At 40.1% G+C, this 16,274-nt stretch carries 13 protein-coding genes; 6 read left to right on the plus strand and 7 right to left on the minus strand.

Translation table 11 applies throughout. The annotated features are described in order from the left end of the window. The 4 genes from OLM45_RS06555 to OLM45_RS06570 all read left to right on the plus strand — a co-directional run bounded on the left by OLM45_RS06555 (position 1) and on the right by OLM45_RS06570 (position 3,713). Positions 1-633, plus strand: a complete 633-nt coding sequence (locus OLM45_RS06555; RefSeq protein ID WP_264509211.1) for a hypothetical protein — start codon at positions 1-3, stop codon at positions 631-633. After that, on the plus strand, positions 624-1,421 hold the full coding sequence (locus OLM45_RS06560; protein WP_264509212.1) for a sensor histidine kinase: 798 nt from the start codon (positions 624-626) through the stop codon (positions 1,419-1,421). Before OLM45_RS06555 ends, OLM45_RS06560 begins: the two co-directional genes overlap by 10 nt. A 3-nt stretch (positions 1,422-1,424) precedes the next feature. After that, positions 1,425-2,084 (plus strand): response regulator transcription factor, encoded by a 660-nt coding sequence (locus OLM45_RS06565; protein WP_264509214.1) that lies wholly within the window; start codon positions 1,425-1,427, stop codon positions 2,082-2,084. Positions 2,085-2,447: 363 nt separating this feature from the next. Continuing rightward, positions 2,448-3,713 (plus strand): asparagine synthetase B, encoded by a 1,266-nt coding sequence (locus OLM45_RS06570; protein WP_264509215.1) that lies wholly within the window; start codon positions 2,448-2,450, stop codon positions 3,711-3,713. 147 nt (positions 3,714-3,860) lie between these two features. Here OLM45_RS06570 and OLM45_RS06575 read toward each other — a convergent pair whose 3' ends face one another. The 3 genes from OLM45_RS06575 to cphA all read right to left on the minus strand — a co-directional run bounded on the left by OLM45_RS06575 (position 3,861) and on the right by cphA (position 10,267). Next, complete coding sequence (locus tag OLM45_RS06575) at positions 3,861-5,996, minus strand: S9 family peptidase (protein WP_264509216.1); 2,136 nt, start codon at positions 5,994-5,996, stop codon at positions 3,861-3,863. Between the two features lie 111 nt (positions 5,997-6,107). Further along, positions 6,108-7,568, minus strand: coding sequence for a hypothetical protein (locus OLM45_RS06580; RefSeq protein ID WP_264509217.1), 1,461 nt, complete (start codon positions 7,566-7,568; stop codon positions 6,108-6,110). 83 nt (positions 7,569-7,651) lie between these two features. After that, entirely contained in the window at positions 7,652-10,267 is a 2,616-nt protein-coding gene (gene cphA, locus OLM45_RS06585; RefSeq protein ID WP_264509219.1) for a cyanophycin synthetase, read from the minus strand. Positions 10,268-10,500: 233 nt separating this feature from the next. Between cphA and OLM45_RS06590 the strand changes: the two genes are divergently transcribed. After that, on the plus strand, positions 10,501-11,373 hold the full coding sequence (locus OLM45_RS06590) for a cyanophycinase (RefSeq protein WP_129462017.1): 873 nt from the start codon (positions 10,501-10,503) through the stop codon (positions 11,371-11,373). A gap of 130 nt (positions 11,374-11,503) precedes the next feature. Then, positions 11,504-12,355, plus strand: a complete 852-nt coding sequence (locus tag OLM45_RS06595) for an isoaspartyl peptidase/L-asparaginase (RefSeq protein ID WP_264509220.1) — start codon at positions 11,504-11,506, stop codon at positions 12,353-12,355. Between the two features lie 248 nt (positions 12,356-12,603). Here the strand turns inward: OLM45_RS06595 and rplT are convergent, their stop codons facing one another. The 4 genes from rplT to thrS all read right to left on the minus strand — a co-directional run bounded on the left by rplT (position 12,604) and on the right by thrS (position 15,872). Next, positions 12,604-12,948: a 50S ribosomal protein L20 gene (rplT, locus tag OLM45_RS06600; RefSeq protein ID WP_073363906.1), complete on the minus strand. Its 345-nt coding sequence runs from the start codon at positions 12,946-12,948 to the stop codon at positions 12,604-12,606. A 93-nt stretch (positions 12,949-13,041) separates the two neighbouring features. After that, complete coding sequence (gene rpmI / locus OLM45_RS06605) at positions 13,042-13,239, minus strand: 50S ribosomal protein L35 (RefSeq protein ID WP_073363905.1); 198 nt, start codon at positions 13,237-13,239, stop codon at positions 13,042-13,044. A 98-nt stretch (positions 13,240-13,337) separates the two neighbouring features. Next, positions 13,338-13,889 carry a translation initiation factor IF-3 gene (gene infC / locus OLM45_RS06610; protein ID WP_129461780.1) on the minus strand — a complete coding sequence of 184 codons (552 nt, stop codon included), beginning with the start codon at positions 13,887-13,889 and terminating at the stop codon, positions 13,338-13,340. A gap of 36 nt (positions 13,890-13,925) precedes the next feature. Further along, the gene (thrS, locus tag OLM45_RS06615) at positions 13,926-15,872 is read right to left on the minus strand and encodes a threonine--tRNA ligase (protein ID WP_264509221.1); all 1,947 of its coding nucleotides are present in this window, start codon (positions 15,870-15,872) and stop codon (positions 13,926-13,928) included. Between the last annotated feature and the right edge of the window lie 402 nt (positions 15,873-16,274).

Here is a 16,274-nt window from a genome sequence, read left to right on the forward strand (position 1 = left end):
ATGTATCAAATATTAGATCTTTTTCACTATGTCATTCATTTGATCAATATAGTATTGCTATTTCGTGTCTATCGGAGTCAAGGATATAGTGTAAAGGTATTTACCTGGTACATTTTTGCCATGGGCATTACCCAGTTATGGGCTACTATTTTGTCCAAGATGCATAGTAATAACTTGTATTTGTCCCATGTTTATTTTATCACTCAATTTGTATTCTTGAGTAACTATTTTTATACTGTTTTAAGTGGTTCAAAAATCAAAAAAGGGATTCGATTTACAACGTTCATACTTTTGGGTATCATTGGTTTTCAATATGTACGCTTTCCAGATATGTTCTGGGAATTTAATTTGGTCGAAATTTACCTTATGTCAATGCCGATTATTGTGTATGCTACAATGCATTTGTATCAAATGTTGGATCAACCTAAAGTCAATTACAATTTTACATTGGGCCCCCTAATCTATTTAATTGGGAGTATGTCGTTGTTTCTCTTTAATTTTTTGATGACTCAATTGCACATAAAATACCCTGCAGATGTCATCATGTGGTTTAACATTATATTATTCCTAGGATATCATTTGATTTTGTTTATTCAAATTATCCGACTCAAAAAGACCAACACATGCAACTAGGAACTGAAGAAATTAAAATAGCACAAACCATCATTGCCGTTGCTTTGGCTTTCCTGTCGATTGCTTTGGTCATGATTTTGTTTTTTTATTTTTCACGTAAAAAGATTGTCCAGAAAGAAATTGAAAAACGCGAATTGGAAGTCAATCATCAAAAAGAACTGCTACATTCCGTTTTGGTTACACAAGAAGCCGAACGCAAACGCATTGCACAAGATTTACACGATGACATCAGTTCGAAACTCAATGTAGTGGCCCTGCATACTCATTTATTATCCACACCTGATATAACTGATTTGGAACGAACAGAAATTATGCAGCAAATTTCGGATCTTACAGGAAAAGCCTTGGAAAATTCCCGACGTATAGCACATGATTTATTGCCACCCGTTTTTGAACGGTTTGGGTTGCATGCGGGTATCGAAGAACTGGTTTTAGAATTTAATTCTAGTAAAACCATGCAGGTTACTTATACCAATTCCGTTAAGTTTGATGAAGCAAAAAATGACAAACTGTTGCATGTATTCCGTATTTTACAAGAACTACTCAATAACTCGTTGCGCCACGGGAAAGCCACACAAGTTCAAATTACTATGGCACAGTATAACGACCAAATTCAGCTACAGTATACGGATAACGGTATCGGATTTGAAGTGCACGATTCTTTAAAACATCGTGGATTGGGCTTAAAAAATATCGAAAGTAGGGTGGGTATCTTAAACGGTACTTTTCAAGTTGCAAGTCAGCCCAATCATGGAGTTAACTATATTTTTCTTTTCACTAAATTATAAATTATGCCCATTCAAATTCTTTTAGCAGACGATGAGGAATTATTTCGTAAAGGAATTTATTTTCTATTGCAACGCGAACCCGATATTGATGTCATTTATGAAGCTTCAAACGGGCAAGAAGTGGTTGATTATCTTCGCAATACTGAAAACTATCCCGATATCATTCTTATGGATTTAAAAATGCCTGATCTCAATGGAGTAGAGGCCACTCGAATTATTCATAAAGAATTTCCCATCGTTAAAATCATAGCCTTAACAAGTTATAATACCCAAGCTTTCATTGCCAATATGCTGCACGTGGGAGCTTCTTCTTATCTCGTGAAAAATGCCTCACCCAAAGTTATGTTGGAAACCATCCGACAAGTGGATGAAAAAGGGTTTTATTACACACCAGAAGTACTCGATGTCATTCAAAATGATATTGTTTCCGATACCCCTAAAAACCGTTTTGATGACGACTATCTTACCAACAGAGAACAAGAAGTCTTGCAGTTAATTTGCCAACAATTAAATACCAATGAAATAGCAGAAAAGTTGTTTATCAGTCCGAGAACCGTCGAAGGCCACCGCAATAATCTGTTGTTAAAAACCGAATCCAAGAATATTGCGGGATTGGTTGTCTATGCCATTCAAAACAAAATTGTAGAAATCGATACGATTTAAAAATAAAAGCACCGACTTGGATAACGAAGTCGGTGCCAATTCTATCGGTTAATAAGGCGTAAATAAATTCATGGTTGTTTCAAAGACTCTTAACTTAATATGAATTTGACCGATAAAACAAAATAAATCAGCAACAGCGCCAACACACAACTTAGCCCCAATTTGGCCAAGGCGCTCATGTTCTTAAGTGATTTTCTCATAGTAAGCGTTGAGGGTTGGTTTGTCATTTTTCAAAAATAAGGTGTTAGTAAATTTTATGCTACACGTATTTTTACGTGTTTTTTGTTTTTAACAATTAACAAATCGTTGATTCGGTATTTCTGTGATAAATTGTACCTTCGAAGCAAATATAGTTTGGACCTTATGAAAAATCGCTTTTCAGTTTGTGTACTGTTGTTTTTAGTTTGTATACTGCCAATTCGGGCGAATTTTATCCTTTTGCCCATGGATGATGTATCGCAAAAAAATCATTTGAAAGCGTACGGGATTACCTATTGGGTACTTACTAAAGAATACAAAGCCAGTTGGTTGTTGAATTACCGTGGCGGTTCTTTTCTATTACCTGATGCGGCAGAAATTCGCAAAGAATGCCAAATTCGTGGCGTCAGTTTCGAAATCCTTTCCGATAGTGAAGCTAATCAAATTTTGGATGAAATCGCGAGTCCGTCCCAAAATATGGAAACAGTGGTGTTGGAAAAAGCGCCCAAAATTGCAGTATATACGCCCAAAGGTAAACAACCTTGGGATGACGCTGTGACGATGGTATTAACCTACGCCGAAATTCCGTTTACACCCATTTACGATGAAGAGGTATTAACCGATCAATTGCTTTTATATGATTGGTTGCATTTACACCATGAGGATTTTACCGGACAATATGGAAAATTCTATGGTGCCTACCGCAATGCACCTTGGTATATTGAACAAAAACGCGAAGCAGAAGCTTTGGCTACAAAATTAGGCTATCCCAAAGTTTCTCTAGAAAAATTAGCTGTAGCCAAAAAAATTCGTGATTTTGTGATTGGAGGCGGATTCATGTTTGCCATGTGCTCGGCGACCGATAGTTTTGATATCGCCCTGACCGCTGAAGGTGTAGATATTTGCGAACCCATGTTTGATGGTGACGGCAGTGACCCCAATTACCAAGCCCAAATCGACTATACCAAATCGTTTGCTTTCAAAGATTTTATTCTTGAACGCCGCCCCGATAAATACGAGTTTTCCGATATTGACATGACCGAAAAACGCCGCGTTCCCTTTGAAAAAGACTATTTTACACTCATGGAATATTCGGCCAAATGGGATGTGATTCCGAGCATGTTATGCCAAAATCATACGCAATTGGTGAAAGGATTTATGGGGCAAACCACGGCTTTTGATCGATCCACTATTAAATCCAATGTCTTGGTTTTAGGCGAATGCCAAATCAATGAAGAAGCCCGCTACATTCACGGTCAAAAAGGAAAAGGATTCTTTACCTTTTTCGGTGGACACGATCCCGAAGATTACCGCCATCAAGTAGGTGACGAACCAACCGTATTGGATTTACACCCCAATTCACCTGGATTTCGCCTAATATTAAATAACGTATTATTCCCTGCCGCCAAAAAGAAGAAACAAAAAACGTAAGGATTAAATTTCAATAAAAAAATCCCAAATTCCAATAGTATAACAGTTGGAATTTGGGATTTATATTTTGGTATTTTTTTAATTTAGGCCCGAAATTTCGGGAGGAATTTGGATATTGGAATTTGGGATTTTTTTATTGGAATTTAATTATTTATTATTCTCCATCACATAATCCAACACCTTTTTCATAAGATGTACCCGGTCTTTCCCAGTTACATTATGTTTGTGCATCGGATACGGAAAATAATCCGCTTGTTTACCCGCTTCGATTAATTTTTTGACCAACGATAAATTGTGTTGTTCTACCACCACATCATCCGAAGTACCGTGAATTAGCAATAATTTTCCTTTCAAATCTTTGGCATAATTGGAAACACAAGCCGTTTCAAATCCTTGTGGATTTTCTTCTGGCGTATCCATATAGCGTTCGCCATACATCACTTCATACCATTTCCAATCAATTACAGGTCCGCCCGCAACGCCCACTTTAAAGACATCGGGTTTGCGTAATAATAGCGAAGTCGTCATGAATCCGCCAAAGCTCCATCCGTGAACCGCCAAACGATTGCCGTCGACATACGGTAACGATTTTAAATATTCTACGCCTTTTAATTGATCGTCAATTTCATTATTACCCAAATTGCGGTGAATCACACTTTCAAACGCAAATCCACGATTGTCAGAACCGCGATTGTCTACCGTAAAGACCAAATAGCCTTGTTCTGCCATCCAATACATCCACAAATTAGCGCCATCCAAATAGGAGTTGGTAATCATTTGCGCATGCGGTCCGCCGTAAACGTACACCAAAACAGGATACTTCTTGGTAGGATCAAAATTACTCGGTTTAATCAAACGCGTATATAAGTCGGTTACCCCATCAGCGGCTTTAATCGTTTTGATTTCAGCAGTTCCTAAAGCATAACCTTCGTATTTATTTTTACTGGTAAGCACCACATCCGCGTTCCCTTTTTTATCAATAATCACGGATTTTGACGGAGTGCTGTGATTGGAATATTCATCAAATAGATAAGATCCATCCGTTGATAAAAACGCAGTATGAACGCCTTGGTCTTTGGTTACTAAGGTTTGTTTACCTTTTAAATCCACTTTGTAAACCAACATGTTCGTACCATTTTCTCCCGTAGCTTTAAAATAGATTTCCGTTCCTTCGGGATTAGCGCCAATGATTTCACGGGTTGGGAATTTATTCTGGGTCAATTGTTTGATCAATTTCCCGTTAAAATCATAGTAATACAAGTTTTGAAAGCCATCTTTCTCACTAAACCAAACAAAATTATTGGATTTAGCAGATGGGAAAAACGCTTCGTGTTCGGGTTCGACCCAACGCTCGTTGGTTTCATTCAATAAAGTGCGAACGAAGTTACCCGTTGCCGCGTCATACACATTCAAGTTCATGTTGTTTTGCCCGCGGTTGAGTTCGGCAACCACAATATACTTGGAATCGGGGGTCCAACATAAATTGGTCATATAATCATCTGCGGCTCCGCTCTTCGGACTGATAAAAGCAGTCTTTCCAGTAGCGAGGTGGTAGATGCCAACGCGTACCTTCTCCGATGGTTGTCCAGCCATCGGGTATTTAATGTTCACTAATTGCCCAGGTGTTTTAGTAATGTCCAATAAGGGATAATCAGCTACTTGCGATTCATCTTTTTGGTAGAAAGCCAAATAGGTTGAATTGGGTGCCCAAAAAATTCCGCCACTGATTCCAAATTCATTCCGCGATATGGATTGTCCGGAAACAATCCCTTTATTGGATTCTTGTGTAATGGCGATTTCTTGTTCGCCTTTTTTTAAGTATAAATTGTTGTCTTTGGTATAGGCCAGAAGTGATTTGGAGTCATTAAAAGTGGCATTATCCGCCGATTCTGGAATACTTAAAAGTATGGTTCCTGTTTTGGAATTGACATCAAAGCTGTAATATTTTCCACCTTCAGTGAGTAATAAATGGGTGCCGTCAATCCATTGCACCCCAAAAAAGTTGGTCAATTTGGTGCCCAACGTTTTGTTGATATCCGCTAAAGTGATCCACTCTTTTGCTTCTGGATTGGCTGCTGAAGCTTTCATCATTTTTGACCACGTATTGGCATAATACACATAATCCGTTGTGCCGGGAATCCATTGAAATCCGGTAAGGCGATCGGCGCCAAATTTGCGGTTTTGTTGTAAAACTCCGTCTTCTAAAGTTATCGATTTTAATTGTGCTTGTGCAAAACCGAAGGCGAGTAAAAATCCGCCAATTGCAATCCATTTTTTATTCATTGTTGCCTTAATTTGTTTGAAGTAAAAATAGCTATTTCCCACTAATAGTCGGTAGAAAGTCTCCTTTTGTTACAAAAAAAAGGACAACTTTTACGTTGTCCCATTTCTGTTTTATTTACACGATTGGTATTCTTGTGCGATGGTTTTTAAATTGTCTTCGATTTTGAGATCAAATTCTTTTTTCCGAATATCCTCTGCAACCGATTTACAAGCTTTTAAGTAATCGGCAACTACAGGAATCAAATCGTCGTTACTTCTTCGGTCGATCATTTGACCTTTGTTTTCTTCTTTAATTTTGAAAACATAACGATCAGTTTCAACTGGATCCTGAAGTAATAATATTTTTTCTTCTTTGTGAATTAAGCGATAGAAGTACGAATTGTCAAAACTCAAATTGCTCATGTTTTGAAATTTTTTCATCGAATCTCCTTTCACCGCCATACCGTAATAAAAGGTCTCGGTACCGTTTTCTTGAATACAGAAGTAAGCACCTGAATTAGCTTTGAATGTCTTGGTACGTTCTTGGTTTTTTTCATTGCGGTAGACAATGGCAACCGTTTTTCCGAATTTGTCTGCCGTTTCCTCAGGCAAAACTTGACCGGTTTGGTTGACATCCAACATTTGGAAATTGATGCTGATGATTCCGGTGTATTTTTTTCCATCTTCATCAATTAAATAGCCGGGTTTTTGGTATACATTGACACTGCGGTCTTTGGCCAAATCAATTTTTGCTTGATATAATTTTTGTTGTTCTACTTTGGCTTGGTGTCCCAAAACGTAACCGCGACTCACTAAGTCACAAACAAATTCATACAAGAAGGTGGTGTTGGTGTTGTTGTACTGACTTTTAATAAAGAAGTCATAATTTTTACCGTCAAAGGTTTCCACTTTGTATTTGTAAAATTCATTGGCCACATTGGATAAGGAAGCGACTTCAATGCCGTCCAAATCGATGACAGAAACATATTTGTTTACGCCAGAACCAATGGCATAAGGACGTGCGCTTATACTTCCAACAATCGACAACTTCCCATTAACGTTCATAGTAATGCTGTTGTCTGCTTTGATTTGAGGATTCCACGTACTTTTAACTTGCTGTAATTTACGTTTGCGCTCGTCTTCTTCAAATTTTGCAGCCGCAATGATTTTACCGTACTTGTCACTCAAACTTTCTCGTGGCGTGTCAAAGAATGTTTTCAAAGCCTCTTCATTGATTCCTTTGTCGGTAATCAAGTTGTATTTCACGGCCAATAAATGCACAATAATGCGATCAGAATTGAAAGCGGTAATCAACACTTCATAGGGGATTTCCGTTTTTTGCTTTCCATCGGCCGAGGTTACTTCCAACCAATTGTACATTTGCATTTCATTGGCGCTTAAACCTTTGTATTCTACAGAGAAACGTTTTTCTCCCGCTAAGGTGCCAATGTCTAAATGGTTTCTGAAGGCTTCTTTTACCGTAGCAACTTCCGCCTTGTCGAAAATAATTTTATCTTTTTTTACTTGAATTTTTTGAGCAAATGATGAGGTAAATGCCAAAATGCTCAACCATAACAGGATACTTTTTTTCATATTTTTTGAATTTCGACAAATATAGTAAAGTATTTGAAAGTCAGTGTTAAAATAAAAAAACCCGGATAAACCGGGTTTCTACTTTATTCTTCTTGTTCTTTATCCAAATATTCTTGAACGATCTCAATCGCATTGGTGACAACATCACTCAGAGCCGTAATGAAACTACCTTCTTGAGCGGTATCAATAGCGTGTTTTATGGCTTCGGTCTCTTTGGTAATAATTTCATGGGTGACCGTTGAGCCGCTGTCATGAATTCCTTCCATGATGAGTCCGATGATTTCCTCTTCAGTGCGTCCCCGCAGGTGTTTTTCTTGACGAATGATAATGTGATCAAACATACGGGCGGCAATTTTTGCACACTCTTTTATATCTTCATCACGTCGATCGCCAACTCCGGCAATGATTCCAATTTTTTTGGTAGCATCCACACTCGATAAGAACTCTTCAACTCCGCGATAACCCGCCGGATTGTGGGCAAAGTCGATCATTACTTTGAATTTTTTGAATTCAAAAATATTCATACGACCCGGTGTTTGCGCTGCCCCTGGAATAAATGTTTGTAGTGACAAACTGATGTCTTCCGTTTTGAATCCATGAAGATAACCGGCTAGGGTAGCTGCCAAAACATTGGCAATCATAAATTTCGCTTTGCCTCCCATGGTCAAAGGAATGTGTGTGGCACGTTCGACACGAATTTTCCATTCGCCCCGTTTGATGGTAATGAAACCATTTTCATAAACCGCCACAATTTTTCCTTCTTTAGAGAGTTCGCGCACTTTTGCACTGTTTTCATCCATAGAGAAATAGGCAATGTTACAGCTTAAGTCTTTGGCAATTTTCATGCATTGTTCATCATCTGCATTCAAAATCGCCCAACCGTCTTTTTTCACACTACGAACGACCACACTTTTTACACGGGCTAAATCATCTAAAGTGTGAATATCTTGTAAGCCCAAATGGTCTTCTTGAATATTGGTAATTATCGCGATGTCGCAACGACTAAATCCTAAACCGGAACGTAAAATTCCGCCACGAGCCGTTTCCAAAACGGCAAACTCAACGGTGGGGTCTTTTAATATATATTCTGCAGAAATAGGTCCGGTAGTATCGCCCTTTTCCATCATGTGGTTTTGTACATAAATACCGTCTGAAGTAGTAAAACCAACACGGAAACCGTTGTTTTTCACAATGTGTGCCATTAAACGGGTCGTAGTGGTTTTCCCATTGGTACCCGTAACTGCTATAATTGGTATACGCGAAGGTTTTCCAGGAGGATACAACATGTCAATTACAGGAGCAGCCACGTTGCGTGGTAGTCCTTCCGAAGGAGCCAAGTGCATACGAAAGCCGGGTGCTGCATTTACTTCCAAGATACAACCACCATTTTCTTTTAAAGGTTGGGTTAAGTTGGAAGCCATAATATCAATACCACAAACGTCCAAACCGATCACACGAGAAATGCGTTCACACAAGAAAATATTTTCCGGGTGCATCATATCCGTAACATCGACCGAAGTTCCACCCGTACTTAAATTTGCTGTCGATTTCAAATACACAATTTCATCCTTGGCAGGAACGGTATTCAAATCGTAGCCCAATTTGGTTAGCAAGTCGGTCGTATCGCGATCCACCGTAATTTCGGTCAATACATTTTCATGGCCATACCCACGTCGTGGATCTTTATTGGTTTCATCAATCAATTGTTGAATGGTATTCACACCATTACCTTTGACATGAGCTGGCTCACGCAAAGCAGCCGCCACCAATTTATTGTCAATCACCAGCACACGGAAATCAAATCCGGTGATGAATTTTTCAACGATTACCCTGCGGCTGTAGTTTTTAGCGTGTGCTAATCCCGCTTTGGCATCTTCTAAATTTTTGACATTGATAGAGGCGCCTTTACCATGATTTCCATCCAAAGGTTTAATCACAATCGGGAAACCTATTTTTTTGATTACATTTTCTAAATCTTCTTCATCGACACAAATGCCGCCACTGGCTACAGGAATCGAAGCCATATCGAGCATGCGTTTGGTTTCTTCTTTATTACAAGCAATGTCTACAGCAATATTGCTGGTTTTGCATGTGATGGTTGCTTGAAAACGCATTTGGTTTACACCATAACCCAACTGTACAAGGGAGTTGGTTCCTAAGCGAATCCAAGGAATATCGCGCGCTACCGCTTCATCTACGATACTTCCCGTAGAAGGACCAAGGCGAACGCGTTCCCGAATTTCGCGCATTTTTTGGATGTCGGCTTGTACATCATAGTCGGTTCCAGCAATTAACGCTTCGGCGATGCGCACCGAAGATTCTGCAGCGTACATACCTACGCTTTCTTCAACATAACTAAATACAACATTATATACACCCGGAGTTTTGGTTTCTCGGGTGCGACCAAAACCAGTTTCCATTCCGGCGAGGGTCTGAATTTCAAGTGCAATATGTTCAATGACATGGCCCATCCATGTTCCACGATCGATACGGGAAAAGAATCCGCCGCGCACGCCTTCTGAACAACGGTGCTCAATCATAGTAGGAAACATGGCTTCAATACGTTCGCGGAAACCCGGAATTTTGTTAGTGGGTTTTTCCTCCATGTCTTCTAAGTCGAGACGCATTTGGATTAATTTTTTACGTTGTACGCTCCAAATGTTGGGTCCGCGAAGGGCCTGAATCTTTTCAATTTTCATAAAACGAGTGTCTTGTGGTTGATTTTATCTAACGAATTTGTTAAAAATAAGGAATTATTTTTTTGAATGTATGGAATACTTGTGAAAAAATAAATTTTAAGAACTATTAATCTGAAATTCAACAAAATGATTACTTGTCGTATTCTAGCTTCGTGGAAAACTTGGGGAAAACTCATGGGCTATTTGTGAAGAAAACGTTTGCGAAATGTGTTGAAATGGTTATTTTTACCGCCATGAAAATACTTGGAAAATTGATCATTATCGGGGGGGCAGTAGACAAAGGAAGTTTTACCGAAACCGATTTGGATACGACAGCTCCTCAAAATTTGAACTTCTTTGAGGAAGGTATTTTAAAACGCATCATCAAAGAATCATTATACAAAGAGAATTCACGTATTGAAGTCATTACTACGGCTTCAAAGATTCCGCGTCAAATCGGACCCGAATATGTGAAAGCCTTCAATTATTTAGGCGCGCACAATGTCGATGTATTGTATATCGAAAAACGGGAGCAAGCGATGGATCCTGAAATTATTCAACGTTTGCGCGATGCCGATGTGGTCATGTTTACGGGGGGCGACCAATTGCGTTTAACGTCTATTTTGGGAGGAACACCGTTTCATGATTTGTTATTGGATAAATACCGCAACGAGCATTTTATTTATGCAGGAACATCAGCGGGTGCAGCGGCAGCTTCTAACAATATGATTTACCAAGGTAGTAGCAGCGAAGCTTTGTTGAAAGGAGAAGTGAAAATTACTTCGGGATTGGGATTGATTGACGATGTCGTGATTGATACCCATTTTGTACAACGCGGTCGCATCGGGCGTTTGTTTCAAGCGGTTGTTGGGAATCCTAAAGTATTGGGGGTCGGACTCGGAGAAGATACCGGTTTGTTTATTGCCAATGGCAAACAGATGGAAGCGATTGGGTCTGGACTGGTTATTTTGGTGGATGGTAGAGAAATTAAGGATACCAATTTGACTCAAGTCGAATTGGGACAACCGATTTCCATCAACCATTTGGTGACTCATGTGTTGAGCAAGAACGATACTTTTGATTTGGACACGTTTAAAATGACCATCAAATCCTCACAATACGTTTAATTTTTTTACATAGTAGAGGTTTTAATTTTACTCGAGGCTTTAGCCGACTGATGTAGCAAAATAAACCTGAAACTTGACACGAGGCTTTAGCCGACTGATGTAGCGAAGCGAAATAAACCTGAAACTTCTAATGAATCCCACACGAATCATCATCCACGGCGGATTTTTTTCAGAATCTTCCACCAGTTTGGAAACGAAAGTCGCCAAGCAGCAAGCCCTTTTGCGCATTGTCAAAGAAAGCTATGCTTATTTGCAAACCCATTCGGCCCTGGAAGCTGTGGTGTTTGCCGTTTCGTTATTGGAAGACGATGCCTTGTTTAATGCGGGAATTGGATCCCAGATTCAGAGCGATGGTAAGATTCGCATGAGTGCCTCGTTGATGGACAGCGTAACGATGAAAATGAGCGGTGTAATCAACATTGAAGAAGTGAAAAATCCGATTCAAGTGGCGCAGCATTTACTAGCGGTGGACGACCGAATTTTAAGTGGGGAAGGGGCAACGGCCTATGCGCGAGCTAACGGTTTTGAAGCTTTTTCAACGGAAATTCCGCAGCGTCGTACTGAGTATGAAGCCAAAGTGGCTGCTACCCGTTTAGGAACGGTAGGTTGTGTGGCTTTGGATGCAGAAGGACGCATTGCGGTTGCAACGTCTACGGGTGGTAAAGGATTTGAGTTAGTGGGTCGGGTTTCCGATTCAGCGACGGTGGCGGGGAATTATTGCAATGCCGACTGCGGAGTGAGTTTGACAGGAGTAGGCGAAGACATTGTTTCAGGAGCCGTTGCGGCTAAGATTGTAACCCGCGTGACCGATGGTTTTACCTTGGAAAAAGCATTTGAAAAAACCTTTACTGAGTTAACACCGTTTGACGGATTTGCGGGGGCGATTGCGATTACTAAAGACGGAAAAATGTTTCACCAGGATTCGCATCCAAGTATGGTTTTTGCGAGTTTTGATGGAGAGCAGGAAGACGTTTTTCAATAAGAAGAAAGAGCAAAGAAGCAAGATAAAAGAAACCCCGATTGAACATCGGGGTTTCTTTTTTATTCGGATTTGCGTGAAGGATCGCAGCGGCAGCCCGAAGGTGGAGCGGCAGCGGAACCGTACGGCTACAGCGGAGAGCCTGACAGCGGCGTAAGCATGGAGCCGGTGGCACGCCCCAAAAAAAAATCCCAACCTTACGATTGGGATTTGATATAGTGAGTAAATTGAATCTGGTTGTACAAACGTTTTTATTTTACTTTATTCACGATAGCTTTGAAAGCTTCTGGGTGATTCATCGCTAAATCAGCCAATACTTTACGGTTCAATTCGATACCGTTTTTCTTCACTAATCCGATGAATTGTGAGTAACTCATTCCTTCTAAACGAGCTCCAGCGTTGATACGCTGAATCCATAAAGCGCGGAAGTTTCTCTTTTTCTGCTTTCTATCACGGTATGCATATAGCATTGCTTTTTCTACCGCGTTTTTCGCAACTGTCCAAACGTTTTTACGACGGCCAAAGAAACCTTTAGCCTGCTTCATCATTTTTTTTCTACGTGCTCTTTTAGCAACTGAATTTACTGATCTTGGCATAATTTTTTAAATTTTTTTGAAGTAGGCGCACAATTCAATGTGCTTGATGGGCCCAGCTCCAGGGTTATGAAATAATTTTAACCGTAAAGGCAATTATACAATACGTAATTGCTCTTTTACACTACGCTCGTCACTTGGGTGAACCAATGCAGCGTGCGTTAACGCTAATTTGCGTTTTTTAGACTTTTTAGTCAAAATGTGACTTTTAAAAGCGTGCTTTCTTTTAATCTTACCAGAACCAGTCACTTTAAAGCGCTTTTTGGCACTGGATTTCGTTTTCATTTTAGGCATAATTTCCCAAATTTATTGCGATTCAATTTACTCAATTTTGTATAGCGATAACCGTTCGCTTCGGTAGCCAACCGAAGTACATAACGCGGTAACGACTATTATTTTTTCTTTTTAGGAGCGATGAACATAATCATACGCTTTCCTTCTAACACCGGCATGGCTTCTACTTTTCCATGCTCTTCCAAATCTTGCGCTAAACGCAACAACAAGATTTGACCTTGCTCTTTGTAGATGATGGAACGACCTTTGAAAAATACAAAAGCTTTCAATTTCGAACCTTCTTTTAAGAACTTTTCAGCGTTCTTTTTCTTGAACTCGTAATCGTGCTCATCTGTTTGGGGTCCGAAACGAATTTCTTTTACGGTTATTTGTGTCGATTTTGCTTTTAATTCTTTGTCCCTTTTCTTTTGTTGGTACAAGAATTTGCCGTAGTCCATCAACTTACATACTGGCGGATCTGCATTAGGAGAAATTTCTACTAAGTCAACTTCTAATTCTTCAGCTAAACGTAGCGCGTCCATTATTTTGTAAACGCCGGGTTCTACATTGTCACCTACTAAACGAACTTCAGGCACACGAATACCGTTATTGGTGCGGTGTGCATCCTTCTTTTCTTCGCGAGGTTTATAACTACCTCTGTTGTTTCTAATTGCTATGGCTAATTTATTTTATCCTGTTTCCAGGGGTTATACTTCAAATGATTTTAACGACTTTCCAATTTCTTCTTGTACCAAAGCCACAAAATCTTCAATCGACATCGTGCTATTGCCTTTGCCTTCTTGGCCGTGGCGGCGTACAGAAACAGTTCCGTTTTTCTCTTCTTCTTCTCCCACAATCAACATAAACGGCATTTTTTGCATCTCCGCTTCACGGATTTTCTTGCCAATTGTTTCGTTGCGGTTGTCAATTAGGGCGCGAATTTCGCTATTTTCTAGCAAACTTAAAACTTTTTGCGCATAATTTTCATATTTCTCACTCAAAGACAGGATGATAGCTTGTTCGGGCATCAACCACAATGGGAAGTTTCCAGCCGTATGTTCGAGCAAAATCGCAATAAAACGTTCCATCGAACCGAATGGCGCACGGTGAATCATCACAGGGCGGTGTAACTTATCGTCTGACCCTTTGTAAGTTAGTTCGAAACGCTCCGGTAAATTGTAATCTACTTGGATTGTTCCCAACTGCCAGCTGCGACCCAAGGCGTCTTTTACCATGAAGTCAAGTTTCGGACCGTAGAAGGCTGCTTCGCCACTTTCAATGACATAATTCAATCCTTTATCGCGGGCTGCATTGATGATCGCATTTTCTGCTTTTTCCCAATTTTCAACACTTCCGATGTATTTGTCAGGGTTGTCCAAGTCGCGAACAGAAACTTGTGCGGTGAAATTTTCAAAGCCTAATGAACCGAATACATAAAGCACCAAGTCGATTACTTTTTTAAACTCCGTATCCAATTGTTCTGGTGTACAGAAAATATGTGCATCGTCTTGTGTAAAACCGCGTACACGGGTCAAACCATGCAATTCGCCCGATTGCTCGTAACGGTAAACGGTACCAAATTCAGCATAACGCTTGGGTAAATCTTTATATGACCAGGGTTTGGTGTTGTAAATTTCACAGTGGTGCGGACAATTCATGGGTTTTAACAAAAACTCTTCGCCCTCTGCTGGAGTATGAATGGGTTGGAAACTATCGGCACCGTATTTTGCATAGTGACCTGAAGTCACATACAATTCTTTTTGACCAATATGTGGAGTGACCACTTGTTCGTAGCCCGCTTTTTTCTGCGCACGTTTTAAAAACTGCTCCAAACGATCGCGTAAAGCGGCTCCTTTGGGTAGCCATAACGGTAGGCCCTGACCCACTTTTTGTGAAAAAGCAAACAATTCCAACTCTTTCCCTAATTTGCGGTGGTCACGACGTTTGGCTTCTTCCAACAACTCCAAGTACTCGGTCAAGTCTTTTTGTTTCGGGAACGAAATACCGTACACACGAGTTAATTGCTTGTTCTTTTCATCGCCACGCCAATACGCACCCGCTACACTCATGATTTTCATCGCTTTGATTAAGCCGGTATTCGGAATATGACCGCCGCGACACAAGTCAAAGAAGTTTGAGTGGTCACAAAACGTAATTGTGCCGTCTTCCAAATTGGAAATCAATTCGGTTTTGTATTCGTTGTCTTTATATACGGCTAAAGCCTCTGCTTTTGAAACGGAACGCATTTTGAATTCGTGTTTCTCACGCGCAATCTCCAAAACACGATCTTCGATTTTCTTGAAATCCGCATCTGTTATTTTGTGCTCCATGAAATCCACGTCATAATAGAAGCCATTATCAATCGCAGGTCCTAATGTCAATTTAATACCCGGATAGATTTCTTGTAACGCTTGCGCCATAACGTGTGAGGTTGAATGCCAAAAGGCTTTTTTGCCTTCTAAGTCATTCCAGGTGTACAATACCAATCCGCCGTCCTTGGTTAATGGGGTTTCGGTTTCCACCGTGGTGCCATTAAAGGAAGCCGAAATCACATTTCGCGCCAATCCTTCACTTATACTTTTAGCAACATCCATCGGAGTCACGCCCGAGGAAAACTCTTTAATCGAACCGTCTGGTAAAGTAATCTTAATCATTCCTTAGTTTTTAATGGACTGCAAATATAACAGATTGCGGTTGCACCACAAAAAATACACCTATTATATATAGGTTCGCCCAAACGATTTTCTACATATATATAATAGGTAGTGTTTTTTCTTTTCTTGGAGCCCCCATTTATTGTACTAATGAATTACCTTCCCGCTCTTCGCTGTATCTGCCCATGGCTTGAGGCCATGGTCAGGATGCCGCTTCGATCGGGGCTAAAGTGGGAAATGCCAATTTATAAAGCCGTTTTTTAGGCAACCGAGTGAAGAAGTTCGCTTTTTTTTCAGATTTAATTTCTCGAAAAAATCAGGGTTATGAACAAAAGGCACTTTTTCCAAGTGAATTTTTCCAAGGAATTGCAGGCTAAAAGCAGCGAATAAGCCCATAGAAGG

This window comes from Flavobacterium sp. N1719, assembly GCF_025947045.1.
In the GTDB taxonomy this organism is placed as follows: Bacteria; Bacteroidota; Bacteroidia; order Flavobacteriales; family Flavobacteriaceae; genus Flavobacterium; species Flavobacterium stagni.